Annotated in this window: 13 protein-coding genes; 6 read left to right on the plus strand and 7 right to left on the minus strand. The window is 58.7% G+C overall.

All coding sequences use genetic code 11. The features are described 5' to 3' along the window. Positions 1 to 61: 61 nt before the first annotated feature. Genes LJD17_RS15450 through LJD17_RS15475 form a run of 6 tightly spaced genes read right to left on the minus strand, consistent with a single transcriptional unit; the run spans position 62 to position 7161 of the window. Positions 62 to 1573, minus strand: coding sequence for an NAD(P)-binding domain-containing protein (locus LJD17_RS15450; protein WP_227385075.1), 1512 nt, complete (start codon positions 1571 to 1573; stop codon positions 62 to 64). A gap of 9 nt (positions 1574 to 1582) precedes the next feature. After that, complete coding sequence (locus LJD17_RS15455; protein WP_227385076.1) at positions 1583 to 2062, minus strand: L-2-amino-thiazoline-4-carboxylic acid hydrolase; 480 nt, start codon at positions 2060 to 2062, stop codon at positions 1583 to 1585. Positions 2063 to 2115: 53 nt separating this feature from the next. After that, complete coding sequence (locus tag LJD17_RS15460) at positions 2116 to 3750, minus strand: ABC transporter ATP-binding protein (protein ID WP_227385077.1); 1635 nt, start codon at positions 3748 to 3750, stop codon at positions 2116 to 2118. After that, on the minus strand, positions 3747 to 4577 hold the full coding sequence (locus LJD17_RS15465) for an ABC transporter permease (protein WP_227385078.1): 831 nt from the start codon (positions 4575 to 4577) through the stop codon (positions 3747 to 3749). The genes LJD17_RS15460 and LJD17_RS15465 overlap by 4 nt, the downstream gene beginning before the upstream one ends. Positions 4578 to 4585: 8 nt before the next feature. Next, entirely contained in the window at positions 4586 to 5557 is a 972-nt protein-coding gene (locus tag LJD17_RS15470; RefSeq protein ID WP_227385079.1) for an ABC transporter permease, read from the minus strand. A 2-nt stretch (positions 5558 to 5559) separates the two neighbouring features. After that, positions 5560 to 7161 (minus strand): ABC transporter substrate-binding protein, encoded by a 1602-nt coding sequence (locus tag LJD17_RS15475; RefSeq protein ID WP_227385080.1) that lies wholly within the window; start codon positions 7159 to 7161, stop codon positions 5560 to 5562. 510 nt (positions 7162 to 7671) lie between these two features. Here LJD17_RS15475 and LJD17_RS15480 point away from each other — a divergent pair. The 6 genes from LJD17_RS15480 (at position 7672) to LJD17_RS15505 (ending at position 16435) form a co-directional block, all read left to right on the plus strand. Then, positions 7672 to 8514, plus strand: a complete 843-nt coding sequence (locus LJD17_RS15480; protein ID WP_227385081.1) for a VOC family protein — start codon at positions 7672 to 7674, stop codon at positions 8512 to 8514. 1198 nt (positions 8515 to 9712) lie between these two features. After that, positions 9713 to 11314, plus strand: coding sequence for an ABC transporter substrate-binding protein (locus LJD17_RS15485; RefSeq protein WP_227385082.1), 1602 nt, complete (start codon positions 9713 to 9715; stop codon positions 11312 to 11314). A gap of 56 nt (positions 11315 to 11370) precedes the next feature. Further along, positions 11371 to 12336, plus strand: coding sequence for an ABC transporter permease (locus LJD17_RS15490; protein WP_227385083.1), 966 nt, complete (start codon positions 11371 to 11373; stop codon positions 12334 to 12336). A 1-nt stretch (position 12337) separates the two neighbouring features. Beyond that, positions 12338 to 13279, plus strand: a complete 942-nt coding sequence (locus tag LJD17_RS15495; RefSeq protein ID WP_227385084.1) for an ABC transporter permease — start codon at positions 12338 to 12340, stop codon at positions 13277 to 13279. Further along, positions 13258 to 14790 (plus strand): Sapep family Mn(2+)-dependent dipeptidase, encoded by a 1533-nt coding sequence (locus LJD17_RS15500; protein ID WP_227385085.1) that lies wholly within the window; start codon positions 13258 to 13260, stop codon positions 14788 to 14790. Before LJD17_RS15495 ends, LJD17_RS15500 begins: the two co-directional genes overlap by 22 nt. Beyond that, complete coding sequence (locus LJD17_RS15505; protein WP_227385086.1) at positions 14783 to 16435, plus strand: ABC transporter ATP-binding protein; 1653 nt, start codon at positions 14783 to 14785, stop codon at positions 16433 to 16435. Before LJD17_RS15500 ends, LJD17_RS15505 begins: the two co-directional genes overlap by 8 nt. 369 nt (positions 16436 to 16804) lie before the next feature. Here LJD17_RS15505 and LJD17_RS15510 read toward each other — a convergent pair whose 3' ends face one another. Further along, complete coding sequence (locus LJD17_RS15510) at positions 16805 to 17413, minus strand: DUF1003 domain-containing protein (protein WP_227385087.1); 609 nt, start codon at positions 17411 to 17413, stop codon at positions 16805 to 16807. Positions 17414 to 17440 lie beyond the last annotated feature (27 nt).

The raw sequence follows: 17440 nt of genomic DNA on the forward strand, positions 1-17440 counted from the left end.
TCTTGCACTGAAGGCCATTCTCGGTAGGCAGGAAACTCTCTGGAGATCAAAATGCCAGGGCTCAGTCCCGTGGCACGGCTCGCACGAAGAACGGCGTTCCTTCGAGCTCAGGCTCGTCGTATTGCTCCAGATTGTGGCGGATCGCTTTGAGATCCTCCCGGAACAGGCTCGAAACGATCGCCGTCGCGAGCCGCTCCGCTGCAATATTGACCCCAGGAATATCGCTCGCGATGGCTCCGTGACTGAGTGCCGCCCCATGATTGACGAGATGGATCTGCGAGAGCTCGGGGTGCTGGCCCGGATTTCGTTCGATGAGTTCGAAACCAGGGCCAAGATACGGGAAATCGCCGAGGTCAGGGCGTTGAAGATTGCCGGGTGGTGCATAGCGGTCGCGCCAGCGCGCGACAGACCGTGACCAAGCGCCAAGTTCCGGGATGGCCGCCGCATCCACATGGAAGCCGGTGCCGACGATCAGAAAATCGTGCTCCCGAGGAATGTCCTCGCCAAGAATATGCACCAGGACCCGTTGGCCTGTGCGCGCCGCGGCCTCCACGGGCTTGCCTAGGTGAATGTTGAAGCCCTTCTGGTGCATGGCGCGGCGCACGGTCTCGTGAGGCGGAGGCGCCTGCGCATCGTTGAGATAGACGAAGAGAGACCAGCGCTCTGCATCATCGAGGGAACCCCAGCCATAGAAGTAGCCCGGCGAGGCCGAGCCGCGGCCCTTGTTGATCTGCGGCAGGGTCCGGCGGCGAACATACATGTCCACTCGCGCGGCTCCCTGCTCTAGCGCCGTCGCCGCATTGTCCCAGGCGGAGGCGCCGCCCCCCAGGATGGCGATGCTCTTCCCGCGCAGGCGGACGAAGTCGATCGCCTCGTTCGTGTGAGCAGCGAGATCGGGCCAAAGCGCGCGATCGGCGAATTCCGGAATGCGATCACCTCCTGCCCCTCCCCGTCCCGTCGCGAGCACCACGCGACGGGCAAGGCGCGTGTCCAGGCCCCGTTGAGTTTCAATCTCGATCCTCAGCAGCCCGGCGGCCGGCGCAATCTCTCGGACGACGGTCTTGTGCTCAACCGGCAGGCTCAAGACGCGTTGCAGCCACGTGAGATACCCGACCCAGACTGCATTCGGGATCTTGTAAAGATCCTCCCAGGCATCCTTGCCGAACGCGGCTTCATACCAGGCGCGAAAGGTCAGCGACGGGACACCGAGGGCCGGACCCGGAAGCGATTTGGGTGATCGTAACGTGTCCATCCGCGCAAAGGAGAGCCACGGCCCTTCCCGTCCCGCGGGGTTGCGATCGAGAACCCGAACATTGCGGACACCTTTAAAGATAAGAGCGGCCGCAGCGGCGATCCCGTTCATTCCAGCGCCGACGACCACGACATCGGTGACGGGCTCGCCTTCGGGAGATCGCACCTCGGCCGGCCAATTGGCCGCCGGATAACCCAGCATCTCCAGATCGCGGGCCACACGCTCCTCGTGATCGAGGAGCCCTACCTTCGAGGGGTGGAGATCGTGGTCCCGCGCCGGAATATGATGCTGGTCCACGACGGTTTCGACGTATCGTGTCATCGCTGCTGCTCAGGCGCGCCCGTCGGATTCGTAGCGATAGCGGAAATCGCAATGGCTTGCGCCTTCCATGATCGTGTGCGTCCGAGTCATCTTCAGATTCGGATCGTAGCCTTCACAGAACGAGCCGTCGCGGTTGCAGGATAGAAGACCGCCGATCTCGCCCAAACCCATTGCCTTGTACATTTCGGCATAACGACAGCGGGTGACATTGAAGTCGTAGCGGCTCTCGTCCCGATAGACCGGCTCGATCTCGAGGGCGTTCTCGGCCGTCCAGTTCGACTGGATATCGATGAAGCTCTGGAGGCTGGTGCCGCCCTCGGCCTTGGCGGCGAATTGCGCCGCCTGTGCAATGGAGGACCGCCGCACGGATTCCGAGATGAGCTGCCTGGCCTCGTCCCTGCCGTAGCGCTCCAACAGAGTTTCATAGACCTCCTTCAACAGCTCGGCCTCGATGCGGCGCCGTTCGATGATCGGGAGAGGCTGGGCCATGATCGTGCTCCTTGTTGAAATGAGGTGGCTTGGCGAGGGTATCGGTAATCCGATCACGGTGCGGCCAGCAGAACATCCGACCGCTCGGGAGGCGTCCAGCCCCGCCCCGGAACCGAGGCGAGCAGGGCCCGCGTATAGGAATGGCGCGGCGCCCCGAAGACCTCCGCCGTCCTGCCCTCCTCGACCACGACGCCGCTTTTCATGACGGCGATGCGGTCGCAGATCTGGGCGGCAACGCGCAGATCGTGGGTGATGAACACCACGGACAGGCCGAGACGACTACGCAGATCCGCGAGCAGACGCAGAACCTGCGCCTGGACGGACACATCGAGCGCCGACACGGGCTCGTCCGCCACCAGCACTTCCGGTTCGAGGGCAAGGGCGCGGGCAAGACCAATGCGTTGGCGCTGCCCGCCGGAAAACTCATGCGGATAGCGCTCGGTGGCATCAGGATCGAGGCCGACGAGCGCGAACATGTCCTTGGCTTTGGCCAGAGCCTTCGCGGGTGTCTCGCCGTGGATAATCGGTCCCTGCGCAACCAGCTCGCCGGCCCGGCGCCGTGGATTGAGTGAGGCGAACGGATCCTGGAAGACCATCTGGATGCGGCGGGTCTGTTCGCGCATCGCGCTGCGGGACAGCCTCGCGAGGTCAGTACCGCCAAGGTGGATGGATCCGGAATCCGGATCAAGAAGACGCACGATGCAGCGGGCAAGAGTGGATTTGCCGGATCCGCTCTCTCCGACGATCCCAAGGGTTCCTCCGCGCGGCAGGACGAGATTGGCATCCTGCACGGCATGCGTGACGCGCCGATGGCGGCTCCACAACCCACCCTTGCGATAGGTTTTCGAGACATGCTCGATCCGTAGGATCGGCTCCGCCGTGACAGCCTTCGGCGGAGGAGGAACGAGGGGCGGCACGGCCGCGATCAATGCCTTGGTGTATAGGTGCTGCGGTCGCTTCAGGATATCTTCCGCCCTGCCCGCCTCCACGAGCCGGCCCCGCTGCATGACGGCGACACGGTCCGCAATCTCGGCCACCACGCCGAAATCGTGGGTAATGAACAGAACCGCGGTTCCCTTCCGCTGCTGAAGCTCCCGGATGAGCTTCAGAATCTGTGCTTGAGTTGTCACGTCGAGCGCCGTGGTCGGTTCGTCGGCGATGAGCACACGTGGTTCGAGGGCAAGCGCCATGGCAATCATCGCCCGCTGTCGCTGACCGCCGGAGAGTTCATGCGGATAGGCTCGCCGTGCTTCCTCCGGATGCGGGATATGGACATCCCTCAGGAGATCGATCACCCGCTGCGTGATCTCGGCCGACACCAAATCCGTGTGCGTCCGAAACATCTCGGCGATTTGGTCGCCGATCGTCCGCAACGGATTGAGCGCGGTCATGGGTTCCTGAAAGACCATGCCGATCCGCGCTCCGCGGATTTTCCGCAACGCCGCGTCGCCGAGCGTGAGCAGATCTTCGCCGTCGAAAAGAATCTTTCCGGCCGTCGCCCGAACGCCCTCCGGCAGAAGGCCCAATAAGGCGCCAGTCATCATCGATTTTCCGGAACCGCTTTCTCCGACGACACAGAGAATCTCGTTCGCACTGAGCGCCAGAGACACGTCTTCTAGGGCATGTGGCCGATCCGCTCCGGGCGGCAGGGCGACAGTCAATCCCTCTATGGAGAGTACGGTCTTCATCGCCGTTTCAGCCTCGGATTCAAGGCATCGTTCAGTCCCTGTCCGACCAGGGACACCGACAGTACGGTCAAGAGGATCGCGAGACCCGGAATGGCAGAGACATACCATTGGGTGCGCAGCACCGAGCGGCCGGTACCGATCAGATTGCCCCAGGACGGTATGTTGGGATCCGAGAGATTCAGAAAGGCCAACGCGCTCTCCAGCAGGATCGCCACCGCCATGATGACGCTGGCATAGACGATGACGGGCGGCAGGGCATTGGGCAGGATTTCGCGGAAAATGATCTGAAGGTCGCGCATGCCGAGGGTCCGGCAAGCCTCGACAAATTCACGGCTCCGGAGCGACAGAAACTCAGCCCGCGTCAGCCGGGCCGCAGCCGGCCAGGACACAAGGCCGATGGCGATGGTGACGGTCTTGATGTCCGAGGCGAACACGGCGACGAGAACGAGGAGCAGGAGGAAGTTCGGCAGTGTCTGGAAAGCTTCCGTAATCCGCATGAGACCGTCGTCGACGAAACCGCCGTAATAGCCGGCGACGGCACCAATCACGACCCCGATCGTGATCGCAAGCAATGTGGCGACAATGCCGATCAGGAGCGACACGCGGGCGCCGTGGAAGACTTGGGCTGCAATGTCTCGGCCCGTGGTATCGGTTCCAAGCCAGAAGCGGGCGTTGGTGAATGGCCATTGCAGCGGCCTTCCCGCAAGGCTGAGCGGGTCCTTCGGGAACAGAATCGGCGCAGTGAGCGCCATGCCGATCACCAGGAGGAGGAGGACAAGTCCGGCAATGGCCGCGGGACTTCTGACAAGGCGTTTCAGGGCTTCCATGGCAGCCCTCAGGTCGCGATGCGCGGATCGAGGCGCGCATACAGCAGGTCGACGATGAAGTTGATGACGATCACGAGCAGCGCCGACACGAAGACGATGCCGAGAAGGGTGTTGAGGTCACGCTGCACGACCGCTTCATAGGCCAGCCGGCCGAGCCCCGGCAGAGCGAAGACGCTCTCCACCACGACGGAGCCGCCGAGCATGGTCCCGGCCTGAAGGCCGATGAGCGTCACCATCGGCAGAAGTGCATTGCGGAGAACATGGGCGGTGATGACACGGCCTGGGCTCAACCCCTTGGCCTTGGCCGTGCGCACGAAGTCGAGATTCATCACTTCCAGCATCGAAGCGCGCATGATGCGAAGATAGGTCGCCAAAAAAATGAGGGCCAAGGTCAGTGTCGGCAGAAGCAGGTGCCATGCGATGTCGGCAACACGCCGGAATCCCGTATATCCCGCACCGATCTCTTCAAACCCGCCAGCGGGCAGCCAGCCGAGTTTCACTGCAAAGATGACGATGCCCATCAGGCCGAACCAGAACGACGGCGTCGCATAGAAGATCAGCCCGAGCGTCGAGATCAGCGTATCGGGCCACCGGTTGACCCGACGCGCTGCGAGCACGCCGAGCGCCATTCCGGCCGCGAACGCAAAGCTCAAGGCCGACCCCATCAACAGGAGCGTCGCCGGAAGACGCTCCAGGATCACGTCGGCGACAGGCTTGCCATAGATTGCCGAATATCCGAGGTCGAGCTGAAGCAGCCGCCAGACATAGCGTCCGAGCTGCACGGCCACGGACACATCGAGCCCGTAATACCGTCGCAGCTCCTCGATCATCGTCGGATCGCCTCCGCCGATCTGTGCCACCAGAGCATCCACCGTATCGCCGGGAGCGAGCTGCAGCAACAGGAAAAGCCCCACCAGAAGGACGAATAGTGTCGGCAGGCTGGCGGCCAGACGCCGGAGAGCGAGAAGCAGCACGCGCATGGTCAGGACGCGGCGATCCAGGTGTCATGCCAATCGCTGGAATCCCAGCGCTGCGTGTTGTGATGGTTCCGGAGTTGCTTGCTCGTCGCCGCGAAGAACTGCCGCTCGGTGACCATCCAAACGGGGAGTTCCTCGTTCACGGCCTTCACCCATTCCGCGTAGAGGGTCTTGCGTTTCTCGGGGTCGATCTCCGTAGCGGCCTGATCGATCAACTGGTCGATCTTGTCGGACTGCCAGCCCCATTGGTTGGTCCAGGGCGCCCCCTTCGGCGAGCCGGAACGATACCAGACCGTGGTGGAGACGGCCGGATCGCCGCGATATTGATGCCAGCCCGTCGCCAGATCGAAATTCCAGTCGCGATAGACGGTGGTGAGCGCGCCAGCGATGTCGAGCTGCACGATCTCGACCTTGATGCCTACGCCGGCCAGTGATTGCTGAATGTAGGTGGCAAGCAGCGGAACATCCTCTCCGTTCATGATCGGAACGAGCTTCAACGTGAAGCGCGTTCCGTCGGCGCCACGCTTGTAGCCGGCCTCGTCGAGGAGTGCTTCGGATTTCTTCTTGTCGAATGGATAGGGCGGCTTGCCACCAGGATAGAAGGCCGGAGACGAGGACGGGATCGGACCCGTCGCCGGCTTCCCCTGTCCATAGAGAAAGTTCTCGATGAAGAAATCCACATCGATCGCATGAGCGATCGCGCGGCGTACCCGCACGTCCGAGAGTTCCTTCCGGCGGGTGTTGAACTCAAGCGTGTTGTTGAAGGCATTGGCCTCGATCCCGCGGGTCGAGACCTCGAAGCGCTTGTCGTCCTTTAGCCGGTCGAGATCGGACAGGGACAATCCGTTATAGGAGCTGAGCTGGATCTGGCCGGTTTCGAGCGCGGCGGCCACGGCCGACTTGTCCGTGATTACGCGCCAGACGATGCGGTCGAGATAGGGAAAATCCTTGCGCCAGTAGTTCGGATTGCGCTCCGCAATGATGAACTGGCCGCGCTCGTACTGGACGAACTTGAACGGACCCGTTCCGATCGGCGCCGTATTGGCGGGGTTTTCCAGAATGTTGGTTCCCTCGAACACGTGGCGCGGCGCGATGTAACCGAGATCGCAAAGGGCCCGTAGGAGCAGGTTGAGGGGCATCGGGCGTGAGTATCGGAACACCGCCGTGTGCAGATCCGGCGTGTCGACGGCCTCGAGATATTGCTGAAGCTGCGTGCCGTAATTGAGATGCTTCTTCCACATCTCCATCGCGGTGTATTGGACATCGGCTGCCGTGAACGGCTTGCCATCATGCCAAGTCACACCGTCGCGCAGCTTGAACGTGACGGTCTTCCCGTCCGGAGTCCCTTCCCAGCTGGTGGCCAGAATAGGAACTGGCCTGCCCTCGGCGTCAAGATCGACGAGCGCCTCCATGATCTTGCTCGTAATCAGATAAACGCCTGTCGAAGCCCGCAGAGCCGGGTTCAGGATTCGTTGCTCCGAGCCGAGATGCGCTGTCAAAATACCACCGCGACGTGGACTCTCCTGTGAGAAGGCAGAGCGCGGAAGGATTGTGCTTAAGAGGGTAGCACTCGTTGAGAGCAAGGCGTCACGACGGGTAAGCCGCATGGCATGAGGTCCTGAAGGATCGGGAAAGGCTTGGAACGTACCGTTCCCGCAGCTCTAGTCAACAGGAATGTTCTTTTTAAGGAACACCGCTTAAAGAGGACATTAATCTACAAATATGTTTCCTAAGAGAATGATTTTTCGTTTTGAGGTCACCAAGGGCATGCCGGGCTCACACAAGAACCCAAGAATGACTTGAACGATGCCAATGGGTCCAGCCTAGCAATGCTCATGTGAGGTCACAAAAGCAGGTGAATAGATGTCGCCATTGTCCTGTCAGCTCTATTTGCAGGGCAAATTCTGATCTGAATCGCACGGGTGAAGAGGAAATTAACAACGATCGCGCCAGATTGTTCTTTTTATAGAACTTTCCGATTGACTCCGTTCTCACGTCTGACTTGTTTGATGGCAAAGGTAACTCATTACTGCCAACCACCCTGTGTCATCTTCCCTCGATTGGCGTCTGGCTCTCTTGGCACTTCGGCGGCCGGGCGTATCCTCCAGGAAATTGCAATGTCTCAGCTCGCACCAATTTTGGACCATGTGGTTATCAATGTGCTGGACCAGCTTGACGGTGCAGCTGCTCTGTACCGACGCCTCGGCTTTCACTTGACAGAACGCGGCCATCATACACTCGGTTCGAGCAACCACTTGGCGGTTTTTGGAGAGAACTACCTCGAACTATTGGGTTTCGAACCGGGCCGTCCGACACAACGCGCCGATCTCTGGAAGCATCCGCCCGGCCTCACAGGCCTTGTCTTCAAGACCGCGGACTCGCTCAGGCTCCATTCAACGCTGGTGGATAAAGCCGTTCCGGTGGAGAATCCTGCCGAATTCTCGCGCCTCGTTGATCTCCCGCAGGGCACAAGAGACGCTGCATTCCGCGTCGTGAGGCTCAGTTCAGAACTTGTGCCGAATGGTCGAGTGTTCTTCTGCCATCATCTCACGCCGGATCTCGTCTGGCGGAATGAATGGCGCGATCATCCCAATGGCGCCGTCGACATCGTTGAGTTCGTCATCGCGGCCAATGACCCGTCCCGGACCGCGGATCTCTATCGAAGGATTTTCGGCTCGGAAACGGTTACGGAAATCCCTGATGGCTTCGCCTTGAGCGCCGGTCGCGCGACTGTTCTGTTCCTCACTCCCGATGGTGTTGAGGGGCGCTATAAAGGAGCAGCATCGGTGGACACGAGCAGAGGTGATCGCATGGTAGCCCTAACACTACGGACACGTTCGCTCGACCTAGTCAATGAAAGCGTAAAATCCGGACGGATCCCGGATATCCGCACAGAAGCGGGGCGCGTCGTCGTGCCCTACCAACAGGCCGGAGGTGTCGCACTTGCTTTTGTCGAATAGCAGGTACCGTAGATCTGCTAGCCAGCAGCCCTTCGCACGGCATAACTAAGACAAACTGTCAGCACCATCTCTCTGATATCAATAGACTTGCGAGTCGAAGAATTCCTGAAAGTCGTGTCCGACTGAGTTCACGGCGATGACTGTCGTAAGATGGCCGCGGGATGGACCGCAAGCGTCGGAGCCGTCATTACAAGCTCCTGTGCGTTGTTTAAGTATCGCTCCAGCTTGGGGCAGGAGGCGGTGCCAAAGCCGAAGTGGCTCAGCGCCGCCTCAAGCAGCATGACGTTTCAGAGCCATCGGCTGCTGTGGGCGGAGGCCGCTGTCATCGTCATCCGCTACAAGTGCGAGCTGTTTCTCGGCTTATCGCTCGCACTCATCAACAACCCTCCACGCAGGCGCGCCCCTGCAAGCGACTCAAGATACGGGCGATCGGCTGAATTGGCTAAAACACGAAACGATGATGTCCGGCGACGATCATCGGCCTGTACCAGCGCAACCCCGACCACATGGCAACGTACCCCCTTACCAGGTGTATAATCGTCGAAAATTCACAGTGCCCCGTCGGATGGGCAATTTGATTGCCGTTCGATAGTTTCAAACATTTCAGCCGCAGATCGAGGGCGGTCAAGTCTCTCTGCGACCGAGAAGCCGAAACGGCAGCTCACTGTCCCGCAGGCGGATGCGATAGCGCTTCCACTTAAAGATGAGTGGAATGCAAGGGAGATGTAACGGCGTAATGAAAACAAATTATTCTTTCGGGGCGAAAGCGCGACCCGGATCAAAATTCTACCGCTGAACAAAAATTCGAAAAACCTTACCATTGCAATGGCGATCGTTTTAACGAACGATTGGGCACCGCTCAGATCGCATCGGATCATGCCCAAAATTATCAGCACCCTTGAACGCTATTCCGCAGCCACGTCGCAACACAGCCTGTCGGTGACACAAGTTCCTTGTTCCCCAACAAAAGACAGGGCATTGCCTCACTGCCGCGCGCCTGTCGCCGCATCATAGTATCCCTGGGTGGATCGCTGAATGCTATCTGCAGCTAACCGCACCCTCTTGGAGGCCGCGGTCGCGCCATTGATGCATCCACCGATCCAGCTTGAAACACCCAATTCAGCTCAGGCGGTGCAACTCGAACATGTCAGAGAACTCAATGCTTAGAAGTCTCGTCCCGCACAGGCGTCACAGATTGATGACTGCTATCGTGCCGATTATAGCGCTGTCTTCGCTCTTGCATTCGGAAGCGGTCGCGCAGGATGCAACTCCATCGAAGGCCGAACACGGCAGCCTCATTCGGTATGCACTCTGGAGCAATCCGAAGGGAACATTTCACCCAACGCTCTATTTTACCGACTACGATCGCGCGGTGATCTTTTCCGTCTACGGGCGTCTCTACACGCTCGACGAGAAGCAGAATCCAGTTCCCTCACTTGCTCTCTCTCACGAATACTCGGCAGATGAACGCACATTGACCTTGCACCTGCGAAAGGATGTCAAATGGCATGATGGACAGCCGTTCGCGGCCGAGGACGTGGCCTTCACCTATGGTACTCAGGCCCATCCTGACTTCCCGAAAGATCGGCCGGCCTTCGTAAAATACCTCGTAGGTTTTGAGGAATACAGCGCCGGCGAGTCTCAGGTGCTGGACGGGATCAAGGTCATTGACGCGAGCACGGTGAGCTTCACCTTTAAGGCGCCTTACGCTGCCGCCTTTGCACACTTTGCCGATAGACCAGTGCTGGCGCGGCACATCTGGGAGAAAGTGCCGATCAAAAACTGGGTCGAGGCGGCCGACACTCTGCGGAAGCCGGTGGGCACGGGTCCATACAAGTTCGTGGAATTCGTGCCAGACCAGTACATCAAGCTCATACGCAACGACGACTACTTCGGCGGACACCCGAAGACCGAGACGATCATCTTTAAGATTTCGAATACCCAGACGGCGCAAAGTGAGCTGATCAACGGCGAACTGGATATCGCCCAGATCTCATCCTGGAACGACCGAGACCTTCAGACATTTCGCGATGCCGGCATTCGGATTGTCGAAGAAGCAGGCACGAGCGGCCAGTACTTGCCGTTTGACACACGTGATCCGAAGCTGTCCGATAGACGCGTGCGTCAGGCAATCATTCACGCCATCAACCGGCAAGCGCTCGTTGACCGGCTGCTCTTCGGGCATGGTCGGACTTTCAACTCCAACGCACATCCCGACAGCCCATACTATCCTTCGGATCTCAACATATATCCCTATAATCCGGCGAAAGCGAAGGCGTTGCTCGCGGATGCGGGCTGGAGCGACTCCAATGGCGACGGCGTGCTCGACAAGAACGGTCAGAAGTTCACCTTCACTCTGCATTATCCTATCGGAAATCGGACCCGTGAACTTTCGGCTCCCATCATCCAGCAGAACCTTAAGGCTGTCGGAATTGAAGTTGCTCTGGTCTCCGCTGACTTCAATACGACACTTGCCATTCTTCAGGATCCGAAGCGCCGGTACGATGGCGTCCTCATGGGAGGAACCTTCCGACCAGGTCAGTATGACAACAACTTTTGGTGGGAACGCTTCAACTCGGAGGAGTTGACCCGCTATTCAGAAGCTTTCAACTCAACGGTAGACCCGAACAAGCTGAAAGAAAATGTCGCTGGCTGGCTCCGCGGCATTAATGATGAGGCGATCCGTGCTTGGCTCTATATACCGAACGAGGGATATGTGCTTGGGCCACGTGTAACAAACTATAGGTCTCATCCGTATGAGCCGTTCGGCGACATCGCCAACTGGACGGTCAGCAAATAACCTCAGCCGCATAGGTCCCCTTCCTCCTCGTACAGGTTCCGTCGGGTCACAGAAATATGTTGCTTTATTTTATCCGTAGGGCGCTGACCGCTGTCCCTGTGCTTGTTGGGATCTCGCTTGCTGTATTCTTGCTGGTCCATCTGCAACCAGGCGACCCCTTCGTCGGAATGATAAGCCCAGATACGACGCCTGAAGAGAAGGCGGAAATGTTGCGTCGAATTGGTTACCTTGATCCGGTTTGGGTGCAGTACTTGCGATGGCTCGGTCGCGCGGCACGTGGTGATCTTGGCTATTCGATTCAGCATGGCACTGCAGTGCAGGTGCTGATCGGCGAGAGGCTGCATAATACCGTTTTGCTTGCAGGAAGTGCGCTGGCACTGTCCCTCGCCGTTTCCCTGCCCCTTGGCCTCTACACGGGCCTGCGCCGCACTGGTGTCGCCGACATGATGTTGTCGAATCTGTCGTTCGTATTGGTGTCGATCCCGGCATTCTTCCTTGCCATGGTGCTCATCAAGCTTTTTGCAACAGAGTGGCGATTGCTCCCCACGTCGGGGGTCGTGACCGTGGGAATGAATTATACCGGCTTGGCTCATATAGGCGATGTCGCGAGGCACATCGTTCTTCCTGCTTCGGTCCTGGCAATTACCAATATAGCGATCCTCAACCGCTATCTGCGCTCCAGCGTGAGCGACCTCATCGATCATGACTTCGTACGCGCTCTCTTCGCAAAAGGCCTTTCGCGGCGTGCGGTCATTGTTCCGCACCTTCTCCGCAATTCCGCGAAACCCCTCATTACGGTCGTTAGCCTGGAGATCCCAGGTCTTCTCTCAGCCGCATTGCTTACGGAAACGATCTTCAACTGGCCCGGGATCGGACGCCTCAGCTTCGAGGCCGTGCAAGGTCGAGATTACCCACTGCTCATGGGCATTGTCCTTTTTCTGGCAGTCGTGACGCTAGCCATCAATCTGCTTGCCGATCTGCTCTATGCCGTTGTTGATCCACGTGTCAGGCTGGTGCGATAACATGGAGGTCATTCCTGCGGCAGGAGGTCGTCGAAGCCTCGGGCGACAGCTTCTCTCCGATCCACTCTTTATGGTCGGTTTCTCTATCCTTCTGGTGCTGGTTGCGCTCGCGCTGGCTGCTCCGTGGATCGCACCTTTTGCGCCTGACGAGGTCGACCTCTTCGCGATCGAGGCTCCTCCTGGCGACGGTCATCTGCTCGGAACCGACGAGATCGGCCGAGATGTATTCTCCCGCCTTATCTATGGCGGGCGCGTCTCGGTCCTGGTCGGAGTGTCGGCAGCCCTTGTACAGATCCTGATAGGCACTACTCTCGGCGCGATCGCGGGGTACCGCGGGGGATTGTCGGATGCCTTGGTAATGCGTCTAACCGAGGTCATTATGTGCTTTCCCTTCTATGCTATCGCGATCACGCTGGCTGCCATATTCGGCGCGAGCGTTTGGAACGTCATTCTGATCATCGGTGCGCTGCACTGGACCGGACTCGCGCGCCTTGTACGTGCAGAATTGCTGTCGCTGCGTGAGCGCGGGTTCGTTTTGGCTGCGCGCGCCATGGGCGTCAGTCCTATCAAGATCATCTTCAATCATCTTCTGCGTAATGCCTACGGGCCAATTCTCGTTTATGCGACGCTCGCCGTGGCAAACAGCATTTTGGCGGAGGCGGCATTGAGCTTCCTGGGGCTTGGCGTTCGGCAGCCACAGCCCTCCTGGGGCAACATGCTATCAGCCGCGCAAAGCATGCGCGTTCTGACCTACCAATGGTGGCTGTGGATCCCGCCAGGCGCGGCCATTGTGCTCATGGTTCTAGCCATAAATTTCGTGGGCGAGAGCCTTTCTCGAGCGCTCAGTCCCCGTCCGGGGGCTCCGATTCGTGATCTCGGACCAGACGCAAACGTCAACTCTCAAACTCGAAAGGAGCGGCTATGGCCGACGCGATTCTCTTAGAGCGGCAAACCGGCGCGCTGACACGCGAAGAGCAGAACCTGCTCGCACGAATCGATGCGTGGTTCATCGCGCATAGGGATGAGTTCATTGCAGATCTTATCGCGTGGGTCAGCATTCCGAGTATAAGCGATGAGACCGCCGCGGCGCCGGGCGCACCTTTCGGCCCGCAGGTGGCGCGCATTTTTGACCATGTCGCCCGCTGTGCGAAAGAGCTCGACTTTGCCACCGAGAGCCATGACGGCTACGCGATCTCGGTATTCTTTGGCGAGGGGCCGCAGGACATTGGTCTTGTCTCGCATCTGGACGTGGTCCCAGCAGGGGAGAACTGGACAGTCGAACCTTTTGAGCCGTTCACCCGGGATGGTTTCGTTGTTGGCCGCGGCGCATCCGACAACAAGGGGCCGGCGCTGCTCGATCTTTATCTGCTGCGGGCATTCCGGGATCTCGGCGTCAAGCTCAAGCGTAGAATCCGTGTCATCTATGGCGGAGCCGAAGAAACCGGCATGGCCGACATGCAGTATTATGCCGAGAACGCGCCGGTCCCACAGCTGTCAATCATTTCCGATGGAGGATTTCCGGTCAATTTCGCACAGAAAGGCGGCCTGAACCTAGTCCTCCATATCCCCACCGGACCGTTGCTCGCGGATTTCCGCGCCGGAGTAGCGGAAAACGCCGTGCCTGCGACCGCGTCCCTTAGGCTCAAGGGCCGGACTACAGACCTCATCGAGCGACTATTACTGCGTGTTCCCGAAGATCTTCGGGCGGTTCTGTCGCTTCGAGAGGATGACGGCGACGCGATTCTGGTCGCACGCGGCCAATCGGGTCACGCCGCCTTCCCAGAGAACACGACCAACGCCATTTTGTTGCTCTTCAGAGCTCTCATCCTTACCGGCATTGTTGAAGGTGCTGATCTTGCGGCAACCGAGACTGTCTCGCGGATCCTCCAAGACCCCTGGGGCATAGGCGCTGGTATTGCCCGAGAAGATCGAGACACCGGCAAGCTTACCTTGAACGGCGGGATCATCCTTCCCGCCGATGGTGGTTTCAATCTGCATATCGATATCCGTTATCCTATTTCGGCGGATGCCGAAGAGCTGACGACAATTCTCGGCGCTGCCATTGCTCCAGTCGGCGGAACCTTGCGCGTGGCGCGGCATGCCAAGCCCGTCTATATTGATCGTACCAGCTCCCTTGTGGAACTGCTCCAGACGACCTTCGACACAATCGCGGGAACACAGACGGAGCCGTTCTCAATGGGCGGCGGCACACATGCTCGCGTGCTGCCGCGTTCAATCACTTTTGGACCAGGCTTCGGACGTATGCCCGATATTCTGTTCGACGGAGAGCCGGTCAATCGCCGCCCAGACTTTATTCCGGATGGTCATGGTTCTGCACATGGCCCGGACGAATTCGTGGACATCGAGAACCTCCGCCGTGCCTTTCGTGTCTATGCGGTCGCACTGCCACGCCTCGACCGTTGGCTCGATACAGGACAGTTTAGCGATGTCTGAGCAAGGGCAAGTGCCAATTCTGTCAGTCAAGAATTTGACAGTCGGCTTTACAACCGAAGTAGGAGCTGTGGAAGCTGTTCGAGGTGTCGAACTTGATCTATTCCCCTCAGAGATACTTGCCGTCGTGGGAGAATCGGGCTCTGGCAAATCCGTTACTGCCCTCGCGATGCTCGGTCTTTTGCCGGGCGATGCAAAGATCACTGGCCAAATAGTTTTCCAGGGGACCGATCTTCTTAGACTTAACCACCGAGAATGGAGCGCTCTGCGTGGTGGCAGGATTGCCATGATTTTCCAGGATCCTGCTGCCGCGTTTGATCCGGTCTTCTCGATCGGTCATCAGATCGACGAGGTGATACGCCTTCATGAGCCAGGCCTCGGACGTGCGGCTCGGCGGACACGTGCGACTGAACTCCTATCGCAGGTCGGGATCGAGAACGCGGAGAGCCGCCTTTCTCGTTACCCCCACGAGCTTTCAGGGGGGCAGCTTCAAAGGGTCATGATCGCTATGGCACTCGCTGGACGGCCAGAGGTGCTGATTGCCGATGAGCCGACCACCGCGCTGGATGTGACAGTGCAGCGAGATATCCTCGACCTCCTCGCTCAGCTCAATCGCTTCCAGAGGATGGCAGTGTTGTTGATTACCCACGACATGGGCGTTGTCGCCGATATCGCTCAAAGGGTTGTGGTGATGCGACAAGGCCGTGTGGTAGAAACAGCCGCGGTGGAAGTGCTGTTCGACAGCCCACGTGAAGATTATACGCGCGGCCTGCTCGCTTCTCTCCCGAGCGCTTCTCCTCCGACGCAAGTTTCGAGTCCTTCATCGCCGTTGCTTGAGGTGCGCAATCTGACACTTTCCTACTCCTCCGGTTTCGGCCGATCAACGGAGGTGGTGCGGGACATCTCTTTCGATATCCTAGCCGGGGAGTTCCTAGGTCTCGTTGGCGAGTCCGGATCGGGAAAAACGACGATCGGGCGCAGCCTCCTGGGCCTCATTCGCCCGTCGGATGGTGCAATCCGACTGAACGGCCAAGACCTTCATCGGCTGTCACGACGGGACGGCACGTGCGTAAGATCCCGCATCGGCGCGGTTTTTCAAAGTCCGGCAGGCTCGCTTAATCCGCGCCTGACCATTGGACAGTCGATTGCCGAACCGATCCTGACCCATTTGGATCTATCCCCGAAGCGGGTGGCAAGCCGGGTTGGTCAGCTGCTTGAGCAGGTCGGACTGCCCTCTGATTGGCGGCACAGGGTGCCGGCGGAGCTTTCAGGAGGGCAGCGGCAACGGGTCGCGCTCGCTCGCGCCTTAGCTCTTGATCCAATCCTGTTAATCGCGGACGAGCCGACATCAGCCCTCGACTTGACGGTTCAGGCCGGTGTGCTGCAGCTCCTGTGTGATCTGCAACAGACACACCAGTTCGCTTGTTTGTTTATCAGCCATGATCTCGCTGTCGTCAGGAGCCTCTGCCAACGAGTTTTGGTCCTCCGTGAGGGAGAGGCTGTAGAAATTGGCCCTGTTGAGGACGTGCTGCAGAATCCTAGCGCGGATTATACCCGGCGACTGATCGCCAGTGCACCCACCTTAGACCCACGTGTCCAGTCAGCTCGAAGGCGCGAGCGTTTGCGATTGCTTGGGAATGCCGCTTGAACGGTACTTATCTGTCGTAATTGCCGGAGCTCGAATGAGGCATACGTCGTATCCATCTCCTGAACAGTTACGACAGTTTCTACAGTGGATTGCTTCGCAAATTTTGAACAGCGCCGTCTCTGATCGCTAGGTTCAATCTTTGATGACCTTTTTGCAGAAAGGTACGGTTGCCTCAATCGCCTCATAAGGTCTGGGACTTCCCGCGCAAAGGTTCATTCTTCCGCTTCGGGCCACATCCGGACATCTTGGCCAAACCTGGGCTAAACAACTTGGCAGAGAATTCACATCACATCCGTATCACCCATTCGGGCCGGCCAAGATTAAATCAAGAATCGTGATTATTATAGACCGGCTATGCAATTATGTAGATCATTCGGAGGGCATATCAGATCGCTGCTTTTCTGAGATTTGATCTAGAACCTTTTCGGGCGCCACATGCTGCTCAAGTTCGGAGAGACTTGCATCGCCGGCCTTATCGATTCCGAGATGCCGGGCAATTTCCAAGGTGAGGGAGAGAAGCTTCGTGATCTCGTGCTCGGAGAGCAGGTTTGTCTGAAGATCCAGTTCGGAACGCCGCTCTGCGTTTCTGGCAGCTATGTTCTGGCTGATCAGCACGAACGTCGACAGGAAAATGGCTTCGACAGATGCAACCGTCGCGAGGATCACGAATGTTGGATCGAACTGCGGCACGAGAGGCAGCCAGCCAAGGTTCGCCAGAACCCATGAGATGACGATCGCGAGGTGGAGGTATACGAAGACCATACTGCCTGAGAAGGCAGTTACGACGTCCGCGATCCTTTCCTGCAGGCTGGCTTGGCGCTCCTCCTCCTTCCACTTCCTGTGTAGAACCTCGATGTTTCGTTCAATGACCGAAGAGAATGAGTCCTGATCGAAGGGATCTGTACTTACACCCGGGTCGCCTGCCTTCCGCGGCCGTTCGCTTTGCGATCGTGTCATGCGCCACTCCTTTGCCCTCAACCAGAGTCAATCTCCTAGAGCGAGAAG

It is taken from the genome of Microvirga rosea (assembly GCF_020595095.1).
Lineage (GTDB): Bacteria > Pseudomonadota > Alphaproteobacteria > Rhizobiales > Beijerinckiaceae > Microvirga > Microvirga rosea.

Coding starts and splice junctions, on each gene's coding strand:
- LJD17_RS15450 (WP_227385075.1), bottom strand. CDS start 1,573: ATGACACGATACGTCGAAACCGTCGTGGACCAGCATCATATTCCGGCG.
- LJD17_RS15455 (WP_227385076.1), bottom strand. CDS start 2,062: ATGGCCCAGCCTCTCCCGATCATCGAACGGCGCCGCATCGAGGCCGAG.
- LJD17_RS15460 (WP_227385077.1), bottom strand. CDS start 3,750: ATGAAGACCGTACTCTCCATAGAGGGATTGACTGTCGCCCTGCCGCCC.
- LJD17_RS15465 (WP_227385078.1), bottom strand. CDS start 4,577: ATGGAAGCCCTGAAACGCCTTGTCAGAAGTCCCGCGGCCATTGCCGGA.
- LJD17_RS15470 (WP_227385079.1), bottom strand. CDS start 5,557: ATGCGCGTGCTGCTTCTCGCTCTCCGGCGTCTGGCCGCCAGCCTGCCG.
- LJD17_RS15475 (WP_227385080.1), bottom strand. CDS start 7,161: ATGCGGCTTACCCGTCGTGACGCCTTGCTCTCAACGAGTGCTACCCTC.
- LJD17_RS15480 (WP_227385081.1), top strand. CDS start 7,672: ATGTCTCAGCTCGCACCAATTTTGGACCATGTGGTTATCAATGTGCTG.
- LJD17_RS15485 (WP_227385082.1), top strand. CDS start 9,713: ATGACTGCTATCGTGCCGATTATAGCGCTGTCTTCGCTCTTGCATTCG.
- LJD17_RS15490 (WP_227385083.1), top strand. CDS start 11,371: ATGTTGCTTTATTTTATCCGTAGGGCGCTGACCGCTGTCCCTGTGCTT.
- LJD17_RS15495 (WP_227385084.1), top strand. CDS start 12,338: ATGGAGGTCATTCCTGCGGCAGGAGGTCGTCGAAGCCTCGGGCGACAG.
- LJD17_RS15500 (WP_227385085.1), top strand. CDS start 13,258: ATGGCCGACGCGATTCTCTTAGAGCGGCAAACCGGCGCGCTGACACGC.
- LJD17_RS15505 (WP_227385086.1), top strand. CDS start 14,783: ATGTCTGAGCAAGGGCAAGTGCCAATTCTGTCAGTCAAGAATTTGACA.